Origin of the sequence: Clostridium sp. UMB9555A (assembly GCF_030222355.1) — a bacterium.
In the GTDB taxonomy this organism is placed as follows: domain Bacteria; phylum Bacillota; class Clostridia; order Clostridiales; family Clostridiaceae; genus Sarcina; species Sarcina perfringens.
Genome location: NZ_JASORQ010000007.1, coordinates 1 through 14,608 on the forward strand (window position 1 = coordinate 1; position 14,608 = coordinate 14,608).

A 14,608-nucleotide genomic window follows, 5' to 3' on the forward strand; every position below is an offset into this window, starting at 1 on the left:
TCTATACTCATATTACTTATAAAAGAATTGCTGGTTTATGTTAATATCTTCTGTTTAATTTTCAAAGACCATTTCGTCGTCGCCCTCAAGCGACTTTCTTAGTTTAGCATCACTTTGAAACTTTGTCAACAACTTTTTTCAAAACTTTTTATTTATTTTGTTAAGTTGTTTGTGTGTCTCTCAGCGACGAGATTTATCTTACCATGTATATTGATTTAACCACTTTTATAATGCACCTTATTTTCATTATTATTCCTATAATTCTTTATTTTCCTTAATTTTTCTATATAATTCTTACATTGATACGCTGGGATAAGTTTTCATATAATTTATTGTATTAATATGTAAAATAAAAGGAATACTGTAAAAAAGCATTCCTTTAAAAAAAATTTATATTGTTTTACTTACTATTTTCTTTTAAATCTTTTGCTTTTTAATCCAATTCCAGCTAAAAGTGATAGAGACCCTAATCCAAAAATGAATTCTTTACCAACATTTGAACCTGTTTGTGGTAACTCTTCTTCATTATTATCATCACTATTCCCTAAATCCTCATTATTTTCTTCATCTTCTTTACCTTCATCTGGACTTATAGGTTTATCCTCTTTATTCTCTTCTATTGAAAATTCTGAAATAACATCTTTCTGATTAAAACTTCTGCCCTTTGCATCAATAAGTTCTGAACTTGTTATTTCTATACTGGTTAATTCAGCTTTATCAATTGCCTTAAATTCTAAAATGAAATTCATCTCATTAGCCTTAACTAAACTAGCATCTAAATTTATTAAAACTTCTAAAGTATTCTTATCTATAATATTAGCTTGTAAATCTCCACTTAACTCTAGCTTTCCCTTAATGAATTCTAATTTTTCTCCTTGAAATTTAATCTTAGCACTATATTTATCTACTGTTATTTCATTAATATCACTTAAATTAAACTTCACTTGAAAATTATCACCTAATTTTACTTTTTTATCTATACTAATATTAACATTTCCTAAGCTATTCATGTTTGTAATACCATGGCAATAATCATAATAATTTACTTTAGTATTCATAGTTCCATCATTATTCAAACTTGGAATATCTACCGGCAACTTTCCTTTAGGCTCTACAACTCCAAAAATAACTCCCATAGATGCTGGTATATTAGGCCCTGAAGATTTAGTTGGAAACAAAGTATCTCCTTCTGTTGGATCCATTCCTTTAAATCCATATGAAACTACCTGCGCCTTAGCGTTATCATAAGCTGCCAAATCATATGGATTTCTTAAACTTATTAATACAGTATCTTTATTTAACTTATTTCCATAATCAATTACTGACCTAGGTAAATCTCTATTCCAAGTACCAGGCTTTAAGTGGTTAGCATTACTTGCTAGCGAAGCCACTATTATATAATCAGAACTTTCTATTTTTTCTCTTAAGACATCATCAATTACTCCTATGTTATTGTACTCATAGGTGTCTAACTTAATATTATTTAAACTATTTTCATGTATAAGTCTATTTATACCAAACTTCATACTATGAATTTGACTTTCATTTGGCGCTATTAATAAAACTTTTTCTCCTTCTTTAGGATTCAGTGGAAGTATATTATCCTCATTTTTAGTAATAGTGATTGCTTCTTCTGCAATCCTTCTTTCTATATTTCTATTTTCAATAGATCCAACAGTTTCCTTAGCTTTCTTAATTTTTTCCTCTAAAGATACATTATTATTTTTTAAATCAATTATCCCTCTATCTATTTTTAGTTTAACGATTCTTTCAACTGAATCAGTTATTTCCTCTTCTTTTATTTCTCCACTTTTAATAGAATCTAAAATTCCATTTACTATATAATCTAATTTTTTAACATCCTCATTATTTCTTAATATAGTAGGCATAAGAATAATATCTATCCCTGCATTTATAGCCATTTTTGTTGACTCTAATTCTCCAAAATGATCGGATATGGCTTTCATATTCATTGCATCAGTTATTGCAACCCCATCATACCCCATTTCTTCTCTTAAAATCCCTGTTATAATATCATCTGATAATGTGGCTGGAATTACTATTTGGCTACCATCTTTTTTTGATATAAAAGTATCTTTCTCTATTTGAGGAAATTGTATATGAGCTGTCATTATCATATCTATACCATTTTCTATAGCTATTTTAAATGGTTTAAGCTCTGTTTCTCTAAGTTCTTCAATAGATTTATTTACCATTGGCAAACCATAATGTGAATCTGTTGAAGTATCACCATGACCGGGGAAATGTTTTGCAGTAGCAGCAACCCCTTGATCCTGAATACCCTTAGCAATATTTTTTCCTAACTTTCCTACAAGTTCTGGATTACTAGAAATTGATCTTACTCCTATAACAGGATTTTCAGGATTATTATTTGTATCTAAAACTGGAGCAAAGTTTACATTTGCTCCTAAAGCATTTAATTCTCTTCCTATTAAGTAACCAGCATCATATGAATACTTTTCACTTCTAGTAGCACCTAATGCCATATTACCAGGTAAGTTAGTTCCTTCTCCAAGCCTAGTTACTATTCCACCTTCCTGATCTAAAGTTATAAGTAATGGTAAATTTCCATCTTTATCATTTATAGCTACCTCTTGTAAATCATGTATTAAAGTAGTTGTCTGAGATATCTCCTTAACATTTTCAGCAAAAAGTATAACTCCACCTAAATCATATTTATCTATAACCTCTGCAACTTCACTATTTATTTCCGTTAGATCACTTGGTTCTTTAGTTCCGTCTTCCTGCCACATTCTAAAATCAGGCATTATCATTTGACCAAGCTTTTCTTCTAAAGTCATATTAGAAACTATTTCTTTTGCCTTACTAGCAGAGTCTATTGCCATAACCTCTTTATTACTAGTAAAAGTAGTAGCACCTATTGAAGCTACAGTTAATATTGCAGCTATTTTCTTTAATAACATAAATACTCCCCCTAATTCATACCACTCTAAAATAATGTTTCAAATTCCATTTAATAATTAATTTTCCCCATTATATATATACTAAACTTCTAATATACTTATTAATTAAATTTACTAAAATATTTTTAAAAATAATATTTATAATATACATTTAAATATTTATTAGAGTTTACTCATAATTATTGTTATCATCACTTAAGGTAGAACTTGACAAAACTTAATACAATTTTAAATTTTACTTTTAATTATTATTATCACCATTTATTTATAACCAAGCATCACTTCAAACAATTTGCTAGTTCACTTTAATTATGGAATTCTAACTATTTTGTTATTGATTAATTGAAACTATTCAAGTCAAATTATATTTAGCACCCTTGTTATAAGAAATTATTAAGTATAGAATTTAATTATGATTTTGACAAAATTTATTTTTATATAAGGAGGTAATTAAATGGCTGCTGAATTTAATAATGATTGGGATGATTTATTAAAAGATGAGTTTGAAAAGGAATACTACTTAAATCTTAGAAAGTTTCTTATAAATGAATATAAAACTCAAAAAATACATCCAAGCATGTATGATATATTTAATGCATTAAAATTCACACCTTACAAAGATGTTAAAGTTGTTATTTTAGGGCAGGATCCATATCATGGACCAAACCAAGCTCATGGATTTAGCTTTTCTGTTAAACCAGGAGTTCAAACTCCTCCATCTTTGAGAAACATGTTTAAAGAATTAAATTCTGACCTTGGATGTTATATACCTAATAATGGATTTTTGGAATCTTGGGCTAAACAAGGTATCCTTTTATTAAATACTGTTTTAACAGTTAGAGAAGGGCAAGCAAATTCTCATAAGGGTAAGGGTTGGGAAATATTCACTGATAGAATAATTGAATTGTTAAACAAAAGAGAAGAACCTATAGTATTTATTCTTTGGGGAAGAAATGCTATTTCAAAAGAAGCTTTAATAACTAATCCAATACATAAAATAATAAAATCAGTACATCCAAGCCCACTATCTGCTACTCGTGGATTCTTTGGTTCAAAACCTTTCTCTAAAACTAATGATTTTTTAGTTTCAATAAATAAAGAACCTATAGATTGGCAAATACCTAATATCTAAGTCAAACTTTATACTTAATATTAATTCTTATTTTAAATTTATATTTATTTATATAAAACTAAATTGATTTTTAAGGAAACTTTACACCCCTAACTTAATATACTCTATTAGGAGTATTAATTAAGTTAGGGGTGTAATTTTATGAAAAATTATAAAGATAATGATGAGGATTTTAAATTAGTTCCTATGAATATGAAAAGTAATCAAGAATATTCTTTTATGCCTATGAATAAATTCAATTCAAATTCAATGAATCTTAATCCTATGATTAATAAGAATTCAAATCATAGTTGTTGCTGTATGCATAACTATGTAATGAAACCATCACCTTACAATAATAATTATTATGAAAATCAAATGTTTCCTCAAAATCATACAGATAATATGATGGTAAAAACTTTAATAACAGTAAAAAAGAAATCAGATCTATTTGATTAATCTATATGTAGTGTATCCCTACATATATTAAGCCACTACTAGTATATAAATTAATATTATACTAAAGTGGCTTTATTTGTTTCTTTTTTATTACGATTAATGTAACCATCTATTCTTTTAAAGATTTATATTATATAATCTACTTAAATTTATTGTTATTTTAAAATATAAAAATAAATTAATCTTAAAATATATTTTTATTAAGGAGTGTTGCTATTGTTGAAAAGGTTACCACAAGAATACCTTATACATTTAATTTTATATATTTCTTTTATTATATTTGCCTTTTTTTTAGAAAGCCCTAAAGAAATAATTAATGGACTTTACAATATAATTTCAAATTCAGACATATTAATAACAGATTATATAAGTATAGGTGGTTTTGGAGCGACCTTAATTAATAGTGCTCTTTTAGGCTTAATATTTATATTTTTATTTTATATAACTGATACAAAATCTACAGGAAAAAGTATAATGTCTTTATGGTTTTTAACAGGTTTTGGAATGTTCGGTAAAAATATAATAAATATATGGCCTATAGTTTTAGGTACTTGGATATATTCTAAAGTGAAAAAAAAGCCATTTAAAGATTACTTAGTTATAGCATCTCTTGGAACTGCTCTAGCCCCTACGGTAAGTCAGTTTTCATTTTTCCCAGGGGTTCATCCTATATCTGGAGCTGTTACAGGTGCATTAGTTGGAATAATCGTAGGATTTATTCTTCCTCCTATTGCTAAAAACGCATCTAGGATTCATTCTGGTTTCTCTCTTTATAACGTTGGCTTTGCTGGAGGAATTATAGCTATAGCAGTAATGTCTTTAATGAGAGCTGTAGGACATGACTTTGAGACAAACTCTATATGGCATAAAGGAAATAATATATTATATATGATATTTTTATTTACTATAAGTGCTTACTTCATAATTTGTAGCCTTATACTAGATAAATCGAAGAAAAGTGTGCTAAAAGATCAAATAGGAATTAATAAAGAACATGGTATTTTCCCTAGTGACTTTTTTTCAATCTATGGTAGTAGTTGTTATTTTAATATGGGAGTACTTTGTATATTCTCAACACTTTTTGTTTTACTTATAAATGGTGATTTAAATGGTCCAACTATTGGAGCTATTTTCTCCATGGCTGGCTTTGGATGCTACGGAAAAAATTTAGCTAACTCTGTTCCATTAATTATAGGAGCTTCATTAGCATCTTTAATTAGCATATCAGATATAAATTCTCCTGTTACAGTAGTTTGTATATTATTTAGTACAGGATTAGCTCCTATTTCAGGATACTATGGTTGGCCTTATGGAATAATAGCAGGATTTCTTCACATATTTATGGTTTTTAATATTGGTGAATTACATGGAGGATTAAATTTATATAATAATGGACTTGCAAGTGGCTTTGTAGCCGCAATTATTGTTCCAGTTATAGAATCTCTTCAAGTTACAAATACAAAAAATAATTTAAAGGATTCTTCTAAGAGACATCCTATTAGTTTAGGAATAAAAAAAGAAGCAGATTAATCTGCTTCTTTTTTCTTTACATTTATAAATTTTATATTAAAAGGGGCTTATAGTTTAAGTAGGGGGAAATTAACACTATGTTAATTTTATACTATAAACCCGAACAAACTTATTTATTATATATTAATTGATTAACTTTTTATCTGATTTAATCTTAGCTCTTTTTACTAAAGTATAAATAAGAGATGCTACTATTCCAGTTACTCCACCTAAGGCAAAGCCAAACTGAGGATTATTGAAAACAGCTCCTAAAGCAAGTCCTATTAAAACTCCTCCAGCTATACTTTTAGTAAGATATTCACACTCTTTATCACTTAATATCATCTTCTCTAACACCTTTACCACTCCCAACAAATTCCTTTAACTTAATTATACAAACTACTTATTACAAATTATTTACATTGAATTTAAGCATTGGTTACTTTTGTAAATTAACTTTTGTCTTTTGTTAGAAAATAGATATTATTGAAAATAATATCCTAATAGTATATGACTTAAAGTCTCAGATATTTTAATGATATTGCTATTGTAATATATAAATAATATTACAATATTTATAATACATACAATTATGTATTGCTTTGGTTGTTCTATATATAATATTAAGACATTCACCTTACTTTGTAAAGAGTTATTTTTTACTGTTTTAAAAGATTAATTATATATATTAAGAGTTATTTCTAATCATTTCTATTGTTTTTATAAATTTCCTACTATTTTGGTTCCATGAAACTCCCTAGCATTGGTATAATCTTTTAACGCTAAAAAATTATCTTTAGTAACTCCTCCACCTGGAAGTATTATTATTTTATCTTTAGCATGTTCAACTAATTCTTTTAAGGTATCTTTATTTTTAAAAGCATTATCTAATCCACCCTTTGTTAAAACCCTATCTACTCCTAAATCTATAAGTTTATCTAAGGCATCAAACTTATTTTCTATTTCATCAAAGGCCATATGAAATGTAACGCTTAAAGGTTTAGCTAACTCAACAAACTCCTTGGTTGTTTCATAATCTAAAGTATTATCTTCCTTTAGAAATCCAAATACTACTCCTGTTACCCCTATATCCTTACAAAGTTTTATATCATTTTTCATTATGCTCAATTCTTCTTTAGAATAAACAAAATTTCCTCCTCTTGGTCGAATAATTACATTAATGTCTATATTAATATCCTTTTTACATTGAAGAATTGTTCCATAGCTTGGTGTTGTTCCACCTTGAGCCAAGTTATCACAAAGCTCTATTCTATTAGCTCCTAACTCCTCAGCTCTTTTTCCTTCCTTATAATTTCCAACACATGCTTCTAACTTAATTGTCATACGCCTCTCTCCTCCTCAGTAATATTTTTTATGGATTCCAACTCAGTGTTTTCAAGATTACAATTCCCAGATCTTCTCTCAAAACCTTTAAAATCAAAATTTAAAAACATTAAACTAACATTTTCTTCTCTTAATATCTCTAATATTTTTATATTTATTTCTTCCTTAAGCTTTTCATATTTTAAATATTCAAATTCATCTGTGTAGAAATATATAAAAACTCCAAAACCATAAGTTGAAAGCTCATTAAAACTTACTATTATCAAATTTTTATCTATTTTATCATGTTTTTTTAGCATATTTTCTATTTTATTAACAGAATTTTTTATACTTTCTATTGGTGTCTTGCAATCCATAGTAAATTTAAAGTGGATTCTTCTTAATTTTCTATGAGTCCAATTTATTATGTTACTATTAGCAAGTTTTGAATTAGGTACAGTAGCAATTGCCATAGAAAAGGTTCTTATTCTTGTACTTCTAAATGTGATATCTTCAACAACGCCTTCAACATCTCCAGCCTGTATCCAATCTCCAATAGAAAAAGGTCTATCTAAAACTATTACCATTCCCCCAAACAAATTTGAACATGTATCCTGAGCAGCTAATGCAAAGGCAACTCCACTTACACCTAATCCAGCAATAAAACCAGTTAAGCCAAATTCATTTGCAATTATAATTATTCCAACTAGCAATATTATTAATCTAATAATTATAGAAACAAAAGGAAATACAATAGTATTACCACCATCATTTTTATGTAACTTAGAATAAAGTAATGAATTTTCCAAAGTTAAGTTATAGGCAAAATATATAAATGAAACTATTATTCCTACTCTTAGAATCTTATATGTAGATAAAAAATCTATACCTAAAGAATCAAGATTTATAACTTTAAATATTGAATATATTCCAACAAAGGATACAATAAGCTTTAATGGATTTTCTAAAGCTCTAACAATATTATTATCTAAGTAATTTTTAGTCCTTCTTGCCCCTCTCATTAGTAACTTAAATAGATTATTTATTAGTATTTTATTTATTATTAAAACAATTATCATAATAACAAGAATTATAATAATCTCTTTTATATTGATAATTGTCAGCCTTCCTAAAAGTCTTTCTAATTCCTTCATAGCACACCTCAAAAGATATTCTTCTTTTTATCTTTTCCTGAAATGACTAATTTATTTTAAATTTAAATATAAAAATAAACCTAGATAAAATATTTTTATATTTTATCTAGGTTTATTAATTCCCACATTTATGCTATTTCATCAAAGTATTCACTAACTTCTTGATTACTTTTCTTTATGCTTTATTGAGGTATATGACTTTTTATATAAGACTTTACCTCTTCTGGACGAATATCAAGGATAACTGCAAACTCTTCATTTATTAATTTTTCCGCAGTTTGCATAATCTCATCGTCGCCCTTACATGCCTTTTTTCCATCTAATTTTCTTTTCTTTTTATCTAAATATATACTTCTTATTAATACAATTAAATCATCACAATTTCCACTTCTAAGCATTGTTTTAAACTCATCATTTCTTTGTCTATCATTATCTATCCATAAAGTTTCCGTCTCTGGGATACTATTTATAATGGAATTTACATCCTCCTTAGAAAGAAGAGTTCTCATAGAAATTTTCTTATTATCAACTGGAATTTTAATTACTGTCTTTTTAGGATACTTAGAATAGACTGGACTTAATACATAATATTCTTTTTCAATATTATTCATAAGAGTTTCTTTAGTAATATCTATAACCTGACAAACCCCAACGGTTCCATACATTATATAATCATTAATTTTAAACAATAAATTTTCACCTTCCTTAAATTAAAATTTTGCTTTCATCTCATCATTAAGAGATTGCTCTTTTAACTCAAGTAGTTAGCACTATACTTTTCTAAAATAAAAAAAGTAGTTTTAACAACTGGAATTACGTCATTAAAACTACACGCTGTATACTTCTATTTTACCACATTAAAAATATTTAATGTAAGGAAATATTTTATTTTTAAAATATATATGATTTTACTCAATATCAATTTTCATGTCTCTATAATAATATTTCATATCATTTTCATTAATTTCTCTTAATACTCTACATGGATTTCCTACAGCAACTACATTAGATGGAATATCCTTTGTAACAACACTTCCTGCTCCAATTACTGAATTATCTCCAATATTAATTCCTGGAAGTATAACAGAATTTGCACCAATCCAAACATTATTTCCTATATGTATAGGAATATTATATTGAGCTTGTTTACTTCTTAATTCTGGATGTATAGGATGTGTACCTGCTGATACTGTAACATTTGGGCCAAATAAAACATTATTTCCAACAAATATATCACAGTCATCAACCATTGTTAAATTGAAATTAGCATAAACTCCATTGCCAAAATGTACATTTTTTCCTCCCCAATTAGCATGGAAAGGAGGCTCAATATAACAATCATCTCCTATTTCAGCAAACATCTTCTTTAGCATTTTCTCCCTTTTATCCTGTTCTGAAGGTCTTGTTTGATTAAAATCATAAAGTAGCTCTAAAGCCTTCATCTGCTCACTCATCAAAGCTTCATCATTACAATAATAAAGTTTTTGACCATACATTCTTTCTCTTATTTCTTTTAAGTCCATAATCTTCTCATCCTTTTCTAAAAATCATATTTATAAACCTATCAAACTTAATATTACATAAAAATATGAAATAAATATACACTTTATAAATATAAAAATTAAGAGTGATAAGTCTAATCACTCTTAATTAATCAAAATAAAATAACTCTTCAAATTTTTTATCTAAAGCAATACATAATATTAATGCTAGCTTAGCTGTTGGATTAAATTGTCCTGTTTCTATAGAACTAATTGTATTTCTTGAAACCCCTACTAACTCAGCTAAAGCCTGCTGTGATAATCCTTTTTCTACTCTTGAAATCTTTAGTTTATTTTTTAAAATTAATTCATCTTTCATTTTCATTAATTCCTTTATATAAATTTAATCTGCCTATTCTAAAGTAATTATAATAAAATTTGCAAGCCAAATAATTGTTGCAACTCCTCCTGCAATAGTTATAACTAAATGTGATTTTTTTCGTGTAAACTTAAATTTTTCAAATGCATCTGTTGAAATAAATATCCAGAACATAGATGAAGCTGCATAAAAAACAGAATTATTACCACCTGAAAAAAAGAGATTAAATAAAATTATAAAAAGAAATATTAAGCTAAAAATAACAAATCCTATTTTACGCCCTTTAGATTCAGCATATTCTATACCTTCATCACTTCTAGAATTACGGCTTTTTTCTAAAACAGTATTTTTATCCATATTATTTTCCCCCTTCATACCAAGTTTATTTGTTATTTTGCAAAGTTTTATTGTCAATTTTATTTTACCAATTGACAATAAAACTTGTCAATAACTCTTCATATAGATATTGTATATTATTGTAAATAAATTATAATTAAATTATAAACAAATATTTGGAGATGATTTCATGGATGATAAAATAACCAAATTAAAAGAAATAATAAAAAATAGTAATAACATAGTTTTCTTTGGAGGAGCTGGAGTGTCAACTGAGTCTGGAATTCCTGACTTTAGAAGTGCTAATGGCTTATTTAATGAAAAACTTAATATTACTTTTACCCCTGAACAATTAGTTTCTCATAGTTTTTTTCAGAGATATCCAGGAGAGTTTTTCAATTTTTATAAAACTAAACTTATTTACCCTGATGCCAAGCCTAATGATGCTCATATTGCCTTAGCTAAACTTGAAGAAATGGGAAAATTAAAGGCTATAGTAACTCAAAACATAGATGGACTTCATCAAATGGCAGGGAGTAAAAATGTTTTTGAACTTCATGGATCAGTTCTTAGAAATTACTGTGTAGATTGCCACGCTTTTTATGATGAAAAATTCATTCTTGAATCAAAGGGAGTACCAAAGTGTACTAAATGTGGAGGAATAGTTAAACCTGATGTAGTTTTATATGAAGAGCCTTTAGATGATAATGTTATTAGAGGTGCTATCGATGCTATTTCTAAAGCAGATACCCTTATAATAGGAGGAACTTCCTTAGTTGTTTATCCTGCCGCAGGGCTTATTAACTATTTTAGAGGAAAGAATTTAGTTTTAATAAACAAAAGTTCAACTCAAGCTGATTCTAAAGCTCACTTAGTTATAAATGACTCCATAGGAAAAGTATTAGGAAACCTTATTGATTAATTTATTTTTTTAAATAGAAAAGAGACTATTAATTTTCTAATAGTCTCTTTTTAAATTTATTTAACAAATTTCTATGTAGATTCTTAGTTAGATAATTTTATCCTTGAGAAACTTGTTGTTTTACAGTAGCTACTTCTTCTGGAGTTGCTTGTTGAGCAGGGATATAGTATCCTTTTTCTTTTGCAACTTTGAAAAGAGCATATTGACGTACTTCGTCTTGGTTTCTCATGTTTTGTATAGTTTCTCTTAATTCTTGATTCTCACATTGAGAAATTATGCTTCCATATCCTGCTAAACTTGCATTTATTCCAGCAAGATAATCGCTTATCATTTCTTTTTCTTGCATGTTAATTGCCTCCTATCCTAAAAATGACATTAATTTTTCTTTACTGTTTTTAGCATCTTGTGCATCTTTTTTTAACATATTTTTTAATGTTGGATCAGTACATTGTTCTGAGTAACATTCAAGTTTTTTCTCAATTGTACAATGAGCTCCTATTAAGTGACGAAGATTTTGTAATTCTAATTCATTTAGATTAGCCATAATAATCCCTCCTAACATTTTAAAATTCCTTATTAGTTTAAGCTTTTTTTTTTAATTTATTCATACAAAATTATGTAATTAATCTTATGTTTAAACAATATATTATATTAAACACTAATATTAAGGAGTAATTTAATTTGATCTTTTTATGTATTTTTTTAATACTATTAGGTGTGTGTGCTGTTGCCTTTGTACTATATCAATGCAATATTAAAATTACTGAATATAAAAGGCAAATTTTAACTTTAAATAATCAACTTTCAAAATATAAAGATACAACTTATATAAAAAGTAACAATGATTCCAAAAAAACTTTAATAATAAATTTTAATAAGCCTGAATTTAGATATGGAATTACACTACCTTATACCTCAATTTTCATAGCTCCATCTGAGGAATCTATTGCTATTAGTAAAATCAAAGAAAAATCACAAGTAAAAATTATTGATGAAGCTGAAATAAACAATGAAATTTGGTATTATTCATTGTTAAATACAGAATCAAAAATAAATTGTAATGGCTGGATTAAAAAAAGCCAATTTTCAATGCTTATGGAAGATACTAATAATATTATCGGAGAATAAATATTTACTTTTTAAACTAAAAAAACCTCACTCCAGTTAATACTGAAGTGGGGTTTAAAAATTAAAATTTATCTTTTGAAGAATGAGAATAATCCTTTTTTCTTCTTTTTAACTTTTTGCCCTTGGAATACTATCTTTTCATTATTTAATAAAGCAAGTCCATTAGCTTCAAATCTTCTACTTGCTCCTCTACTTATGCTATTTGCAACTTCACAAGCTTCCTTTAAGCTAGTATTTCTATTTCCATTACTATGAGCATCAGATCCAATAAAGCTATATAGATTATTTTCTAAGAATAGCTCTGCTGTTTTCTTCACATCTTTTCCAAATAATCCAGTAAGACTTCCTCCATTTAATTGGAATAAGTATCCCTCATCAATAAACTGATTTATTTCCTCTGGATTATTTATGAAATCAACATATCTTTCTGGATGAGCAATCACTGGAGTTATTCCTTTTATTTTAAGTTCATATATTTCATCTATTGCTTTTTGAAAATATATTTTATCCATAGGGAATTCTATAAGCATATATCTTGATTCTCCTAAGGTTCCAATATCTCCAAGCTTAAAATCCTCTAATATGTAATTATTAAAGAATACTTCTTGTCCTGGATAAATTTCAATATTTAAATTATTTTCCTTAGCTAGCTTATTTAACTCTTTAACTTTATCTTTTACACTGTTATAGTTTTCTGTCCAATATCCCTTAAAGAAGTGAGGAGTTGCTATTATTTTCTTAGTTCCTGACTCTTCTGCTCTTTTTAACATTTCTAAGGACATTTCTAAACTTTTTGAACCGTCATCTATATTAGGTATTATATGTGAATGTATATCTATCATTGCTTTCCTCCTTAAAATAAATACCTAAAAGGAAATCTATCTTCCTCTATAGGGTTTAAATAATTTTTACTATAATATAAAACCCTTTACTAATCTACTCTTAACTTTCTATTTTTTACATGAATATTTTACCATAATACAAAACCAAATAATACATTCTACATACATATATTTCACAGGAAATATTCTCTTCATAAAAAAACAAATAGCTGTATCAAAATATATTCTAAGAAATTTATTTTTTAGAATATATTTAATACAGCTAAATTAATTTATAAACTCAATTTTTCTTTTTTCGTATTTAAAGATTCAATTTCTAAATTCATAGTTTTGATTTCTTCATATAAGGATTTTATTTCTTCATTTCTATACTTTAATTCCTCTTCATAAAAAGAGTTTATCCTATAATTCAAAATCATTACCAAATTTAGAATAGACTCAGAAAAAGTTAATTCTTCACTTTCCTCTTTTTCTTCATCCTTTGCTAAATCACATTTTATTTCATTATATATTTCTTTTATCTTATAATTTGATATATCATATGATAAAGCACTTTCTATATTTTTAAAGGCCTTATTTTTCTCATCTATTATCATATATAATAATGCTAAGATGATTTTAACTTCTATTAATTCACCTCTTCTTTTATCAATTTCCTCTAGGGTCTCTATTGCTTGTAAATAATTTTTATCTTCTATTAAGTTTAGTGAATCCCTATATTTTTCACTTATTAGTTTAAAATCATCACTTTCTATATCCTCTATAAATTCAGAAGCCTGATTATCTTCACATGAAACTTTCAAACTCTCATTCCAATATTTCTTAGCTCCATAAAAATCGCAATACATATATTTTATTATTCCTAAAAGATTTAAAATATCTATATTTATATTTCCAGAGCCATAAATTTTTTCTAAGAGCTTTTCTCCCTCTTTCAATTTCTTATTTAAGATTAAATCCAAAGCATTATTATAAGCACCTTCTAAAGCTTCTTTACTATTTTTCATAAGAAATGCTCC

Annotated in this window: 17 protein-coding genes; 5 read left to right on the forward strand and 12 right to left on the reverse strand. The window is 26.7% G+C overall.

Going from position 1 to position 14,608, the window contains the following annotated elements; translation table 11 throughout:
* Window positions 1-407 precede the first annotated feature (407 nt).
* Window positions 408-2,945: a glycoside hydrolase family 3 protein gene (locus QP548_RS14280; RefSeq protein ID WP_061426211.1), complete on the reverse strand. Its 2,538-nt coding sequence runs from the start codon at window positions 2,943-2,945 to the stop codon at window positions 408-410.
* Between the two features lie 454 nt (window positions 2,946-3,399).
* Here QP548_RS14280 and QP548_RS14285 point away from each other — a divergent pair, with 454 nt between their 5' ends.
* From QP548_RS14285 to QP548_RS14295, 3 genes are all read left to right on the forward strand, one after another.
* A complete protein-coding gene (locus tag QP548_RS14285) occupies window positions 3,400-4,077 on the forward strand; it encodes a uracil-DNA glycosylase (protein ID WP_060795234.1) in 678 nt (225 codons plus the stop codon).
* Window positions 4,078-4,218: 141 nt separating this feature from the next.
* Window positions 4,219-4,515, forward strand: coding sequence for a hypothetical protein (locus QP548_RS14290; protein ID WP_061426210.1), 297 nt, complete (start codon window positions 4,219-4,221; stop codon window positions 4,513-4,515).
* Window positions 4,516-4,734: 219 nt separating this feature from the next.
* Window positions 4,735-6,045, forward strand: a complete 1,311-nt coding sequence (locus QP548_RS14295) for a DUF1576 domain-containing protein (RefSeq protein ID WP_061426209.1) — start codon at window positions 4,735-4,737, stop codon at window positions 6,043-6,045.
* Between the two features lie 123 nt (window positions 6,046-6,168).
* On the opposite strand, the gene QP548_RS14300 is transcribed toward QP548_RS14295, so the two are convergent.
* The 7 genes from QP548_RS14300 to QP548_RS14330 form a co-directional block, all read right to left on the reverse strand.
* Window positions 6,169-6,381, reverse strand: coding sequence for a hypothetical protein (locus QP548_RS14300; protein ID WP_061426208.1), 213 nt, complete (start codon window positions 6,379-6,381; stop codon window positions 6,169-6,171).
* A gap of 363 nt (window positions 6,382-6,744) precedes the next feature.
* Window positions 6,745-7,368 (reverse strand): copper homeostasis protein CutC, encoded by a 624-nt coding sequence (locus QP548_RS14305; RefSeq protein ID WP_061426207.1) that lies wholly within the window; start codon window positions 7,366-7,368, stop codon window positions 6,745-6,747.
* The gene (locus QP548_RS14310; RefSeq protein ID WP_060795244.1) at window positions 7,365-8,501 is read right to left on the reverse strand and encodes a mechanosensitive ion channel family protein; all 1,137 of its coding nucleotides are present in this window, start codon (window positions 8,499-8,501) and stop codon (window positions 7,365-7,367) included. The genes QP548_RS14305 and QP548_RS14310 overlap by 4 nt, the downstream gene beginning before the upstream one ends.
* A gap of 182 nt (window positions 8,502-8,683) precedes the next feature.
* Entirely contained in the window at window positions 8,684-9,190 is a 507-nt protein-coding gene (locus QP548_RS14315) for a CarD family transcriptional regulator (RefSeq protein ID WP_003464290.1), read from the reverse strand.
* 219 nt (window positions 9,191-9,409) lie between these two features.
* Window positions 9,410-10,024 carry a sugar O-acetyltransferase gene (locus tag QP548_RS14320; protein ID WP_061426206.1) on the reverse strand — a complete coding sequence of 205 codons (615 nt, stop codon included), beginning with the start codon at window positions 10,022-10,024 and terminating at the stop codon, window positions 9,410-9,412.
* Between the two features lie 127 nt (window positions 10,025-10,151).
* Window positions 10,152-10,361, reverse strand: a complete 210-nt coding sequence (locus QP548_RS14325) for a helix-turn-helix transcriptional regulator (RefSeq protein WP_061426205.1) — start codon at window positions 10,359-10,361, stop codon at window positions 10,152-10,154.
* 33 nt (window positions 10,362-10,394) lie between these two features.
* A complete protein-coding gene (locus QP548_RS14330; protein ID WP_004455891.1) occupies window positions 10,395-10,718 on the reverse strand; it encodes a DUF6442 family protein in 324 nt (107 codons plus the stop codon).
* Between the two features lie 169 nt (window positions 10,719-10,887).
* Here QP548_RS14330 and QP548_RS14335 point away from each other — a divergent pair, with 169 nt between their 5' ends.
* The gene (locus tag QP548_RS14335) at window positions 10,888-11,619 is read left to right on the forward strand and encodes an NAD-dependent protein deacylase (RefSeq protein ID WP_061426204.1); all 732 of its coding nucleotides are present in this window, start codon (window positions 10,888-10,890) and stop codon (window positions 11,617-11,619) included.
* 97 nt (window positions 11,620-11,716) lie between these two features.
* Here the strand turns inward: QP548_RS14335 and QP548_RS14340 are convergent, their stop codons facing one another.
* Together QP548_RS14340 and QP548_RS14345 are read right to left on the reverse strand one after the other, a co-directional pair.
* On the reverse strand, window positions 11,717-11,965 hold the full coding sequence (locus QP548_RS14340) for a spore coat protein (RefSeq protein WP_060669491.1): 249 nt from the start codon (window positions 11,963-11,965) through the stop codon (window positions 11,717-11,719).
* Between the two features lie 12 nt (window positions 11,966-11,977).
* Window positions 11,978-12,163 carry a hypothetical protein gene (locus QP548_RS14345; RefSeq protein ID WP_003458368.1) on the reverse strand — a complete coding sequence of 62 codons (186 nt, stop codon included), beginning with the start codon at window positions 12,161-12,163 and terminating at the stop codon, window positions 11,978-11,980.
* A gap of 137 nt (window positions 12,164-12,300) precedes the next feature.
* Between QP548_RS14345 and QP548_RS14350 the strand changes: the two genes are divergently transcribed.
* Entirely contained in the window at window positions 12,301-12,747 is a 447-nt protein-coding gene (locus QP548_RS14350; RefSeq protein ID WP_061426203.1) for a hypothetical protein, read from the forward strand.
* A gap of 68 nt (window positions 12,748-12,815) precedes the next feature.
* Here QP548_RS14350 and QP548_RS14355 read toward each other — a convergent pair whose 3' ends face one another.
* Complete coding sequence (locus tag QP548_RS14355; RefSeq protein WP_061426202.1) at window positions 12,816-13,589, reverse strand: tyrosine-protein phosphatase; 774 nt, start codon at window positions 13,587-13,589, stop codon at window positions 12,816-12,818.
* A 272-nt stretch (window positions 13,590-13,861) separates the two neighbouring features.
* Window positions 13,862-14,596 (reverse strand): hypothetical protein, encoded by a 735-nt coding sequence (locus QP548_RS14360; protein WP_061426201.1) that lies wholly within the window; start codon window positions 14,594-14,596, stop codon window positions 13,862-13,864.
* Window positions 14,597-14,608: the final 12 nt, after the last annotated feature.

What these genes read in the sequence shown, in the direction of transcription:
- QP548_RS14340 (WP_060669491.1), bottom strand. Translation starts at nt 11,965, where the DNA reads ATGCAAGAAAAAGAAATGATAAGCGATTATCTTGCTGGAATAAATGCA.
- QP548_RS14335 (WP_061426204.1), top strand. Translation starts at nt 10,888, where the DNA reads ATGGATGATAAAATAACCAAATTAAAAGAAATAATAAAAAATAGTAAT.
- QP548_RS14330 (WP_004455891.1), bottom strand. Translation starts at nt 10,718, where the DNA reads ATGGATAAAAATACTGTTTTAGAAAAAAGCCGTAATTCTAGAAGTGAT.
- QP548_RS14345 (WP_003458368.1), bottom strand. Translation starts at nt 12,163, where the DNA reads ATGGCTAATCTAAATGAATTAGAATTACAAAATCTTCGTCACTTAATA.
- QP548_RS14325 (WP_061426205.1), bottom strand. Translation starts at nt 10,361, where the DNA reads ATGAAAGATGAATTAATTTTAAAAAATAAACTAAAGATTTCAAGAGTA.
- QP548_RS14360 (WP_061426201.1), bottom strand. Translation starts at nt 14,596, where the DNA reads ATGAAAAATAGTAAAGAAGCTTTAGAAGGTGCTTATAATAATGCTTTG.
- QP548_RS14280 (WP_061426211.1), bottom strand. Translation starts at nt 2,945, where the DNA reads ATGTTATTAAAGAAAATAGCTGCAATATTAACTGTAGCTTCAATAGGT.
- QP548_RS14290 (WP_061426210.1), top strand. Translation starts at nt 4,219, where the DNA reads ATGAAAAATTATAAAGATAATGATGAGGATTTTAAATTAGTTCCTATG.
- QP548_RS14355 (WP_061426202.1), bottom strand. Translation starts at nt 13,589, where the DNA reads ATGATAGATATACATTCACATATAATACCTAATATAGATGACGGTTCA.
- QP548_RS14305 (WP_061426207.1), bottom strand. Translation starts at nt 7,368, where the DNA reads ATGACAATTAAGTTAGAAGCATGTGTTGGAAATTATAAGGAAGGAAAA.
- QP548_RS14310 (WP_060795244.1), bottom strand. Translation starts at nt 8,501, where the DNA reads ATGAAGGAATTAGAAAGACTTTTAGGAAGGCTGACAATTATCAATATA.
- QP548_RS14320 (WP_061426206.1), bottom strand. Translation starts at nt 10,024, where the DNA reads ATGGACTTAAAAGAAATAAGAGAAAGAATGTATGGTCAAAAACTTTAT.
- QP548_RS14285 (WP_060795234.1), top strand. Translation starts at nt 3,400, where the DNA reads ATGGCTGCTGAATTTAATAATGATTGGGATGATTTATTAAAAGATGAG.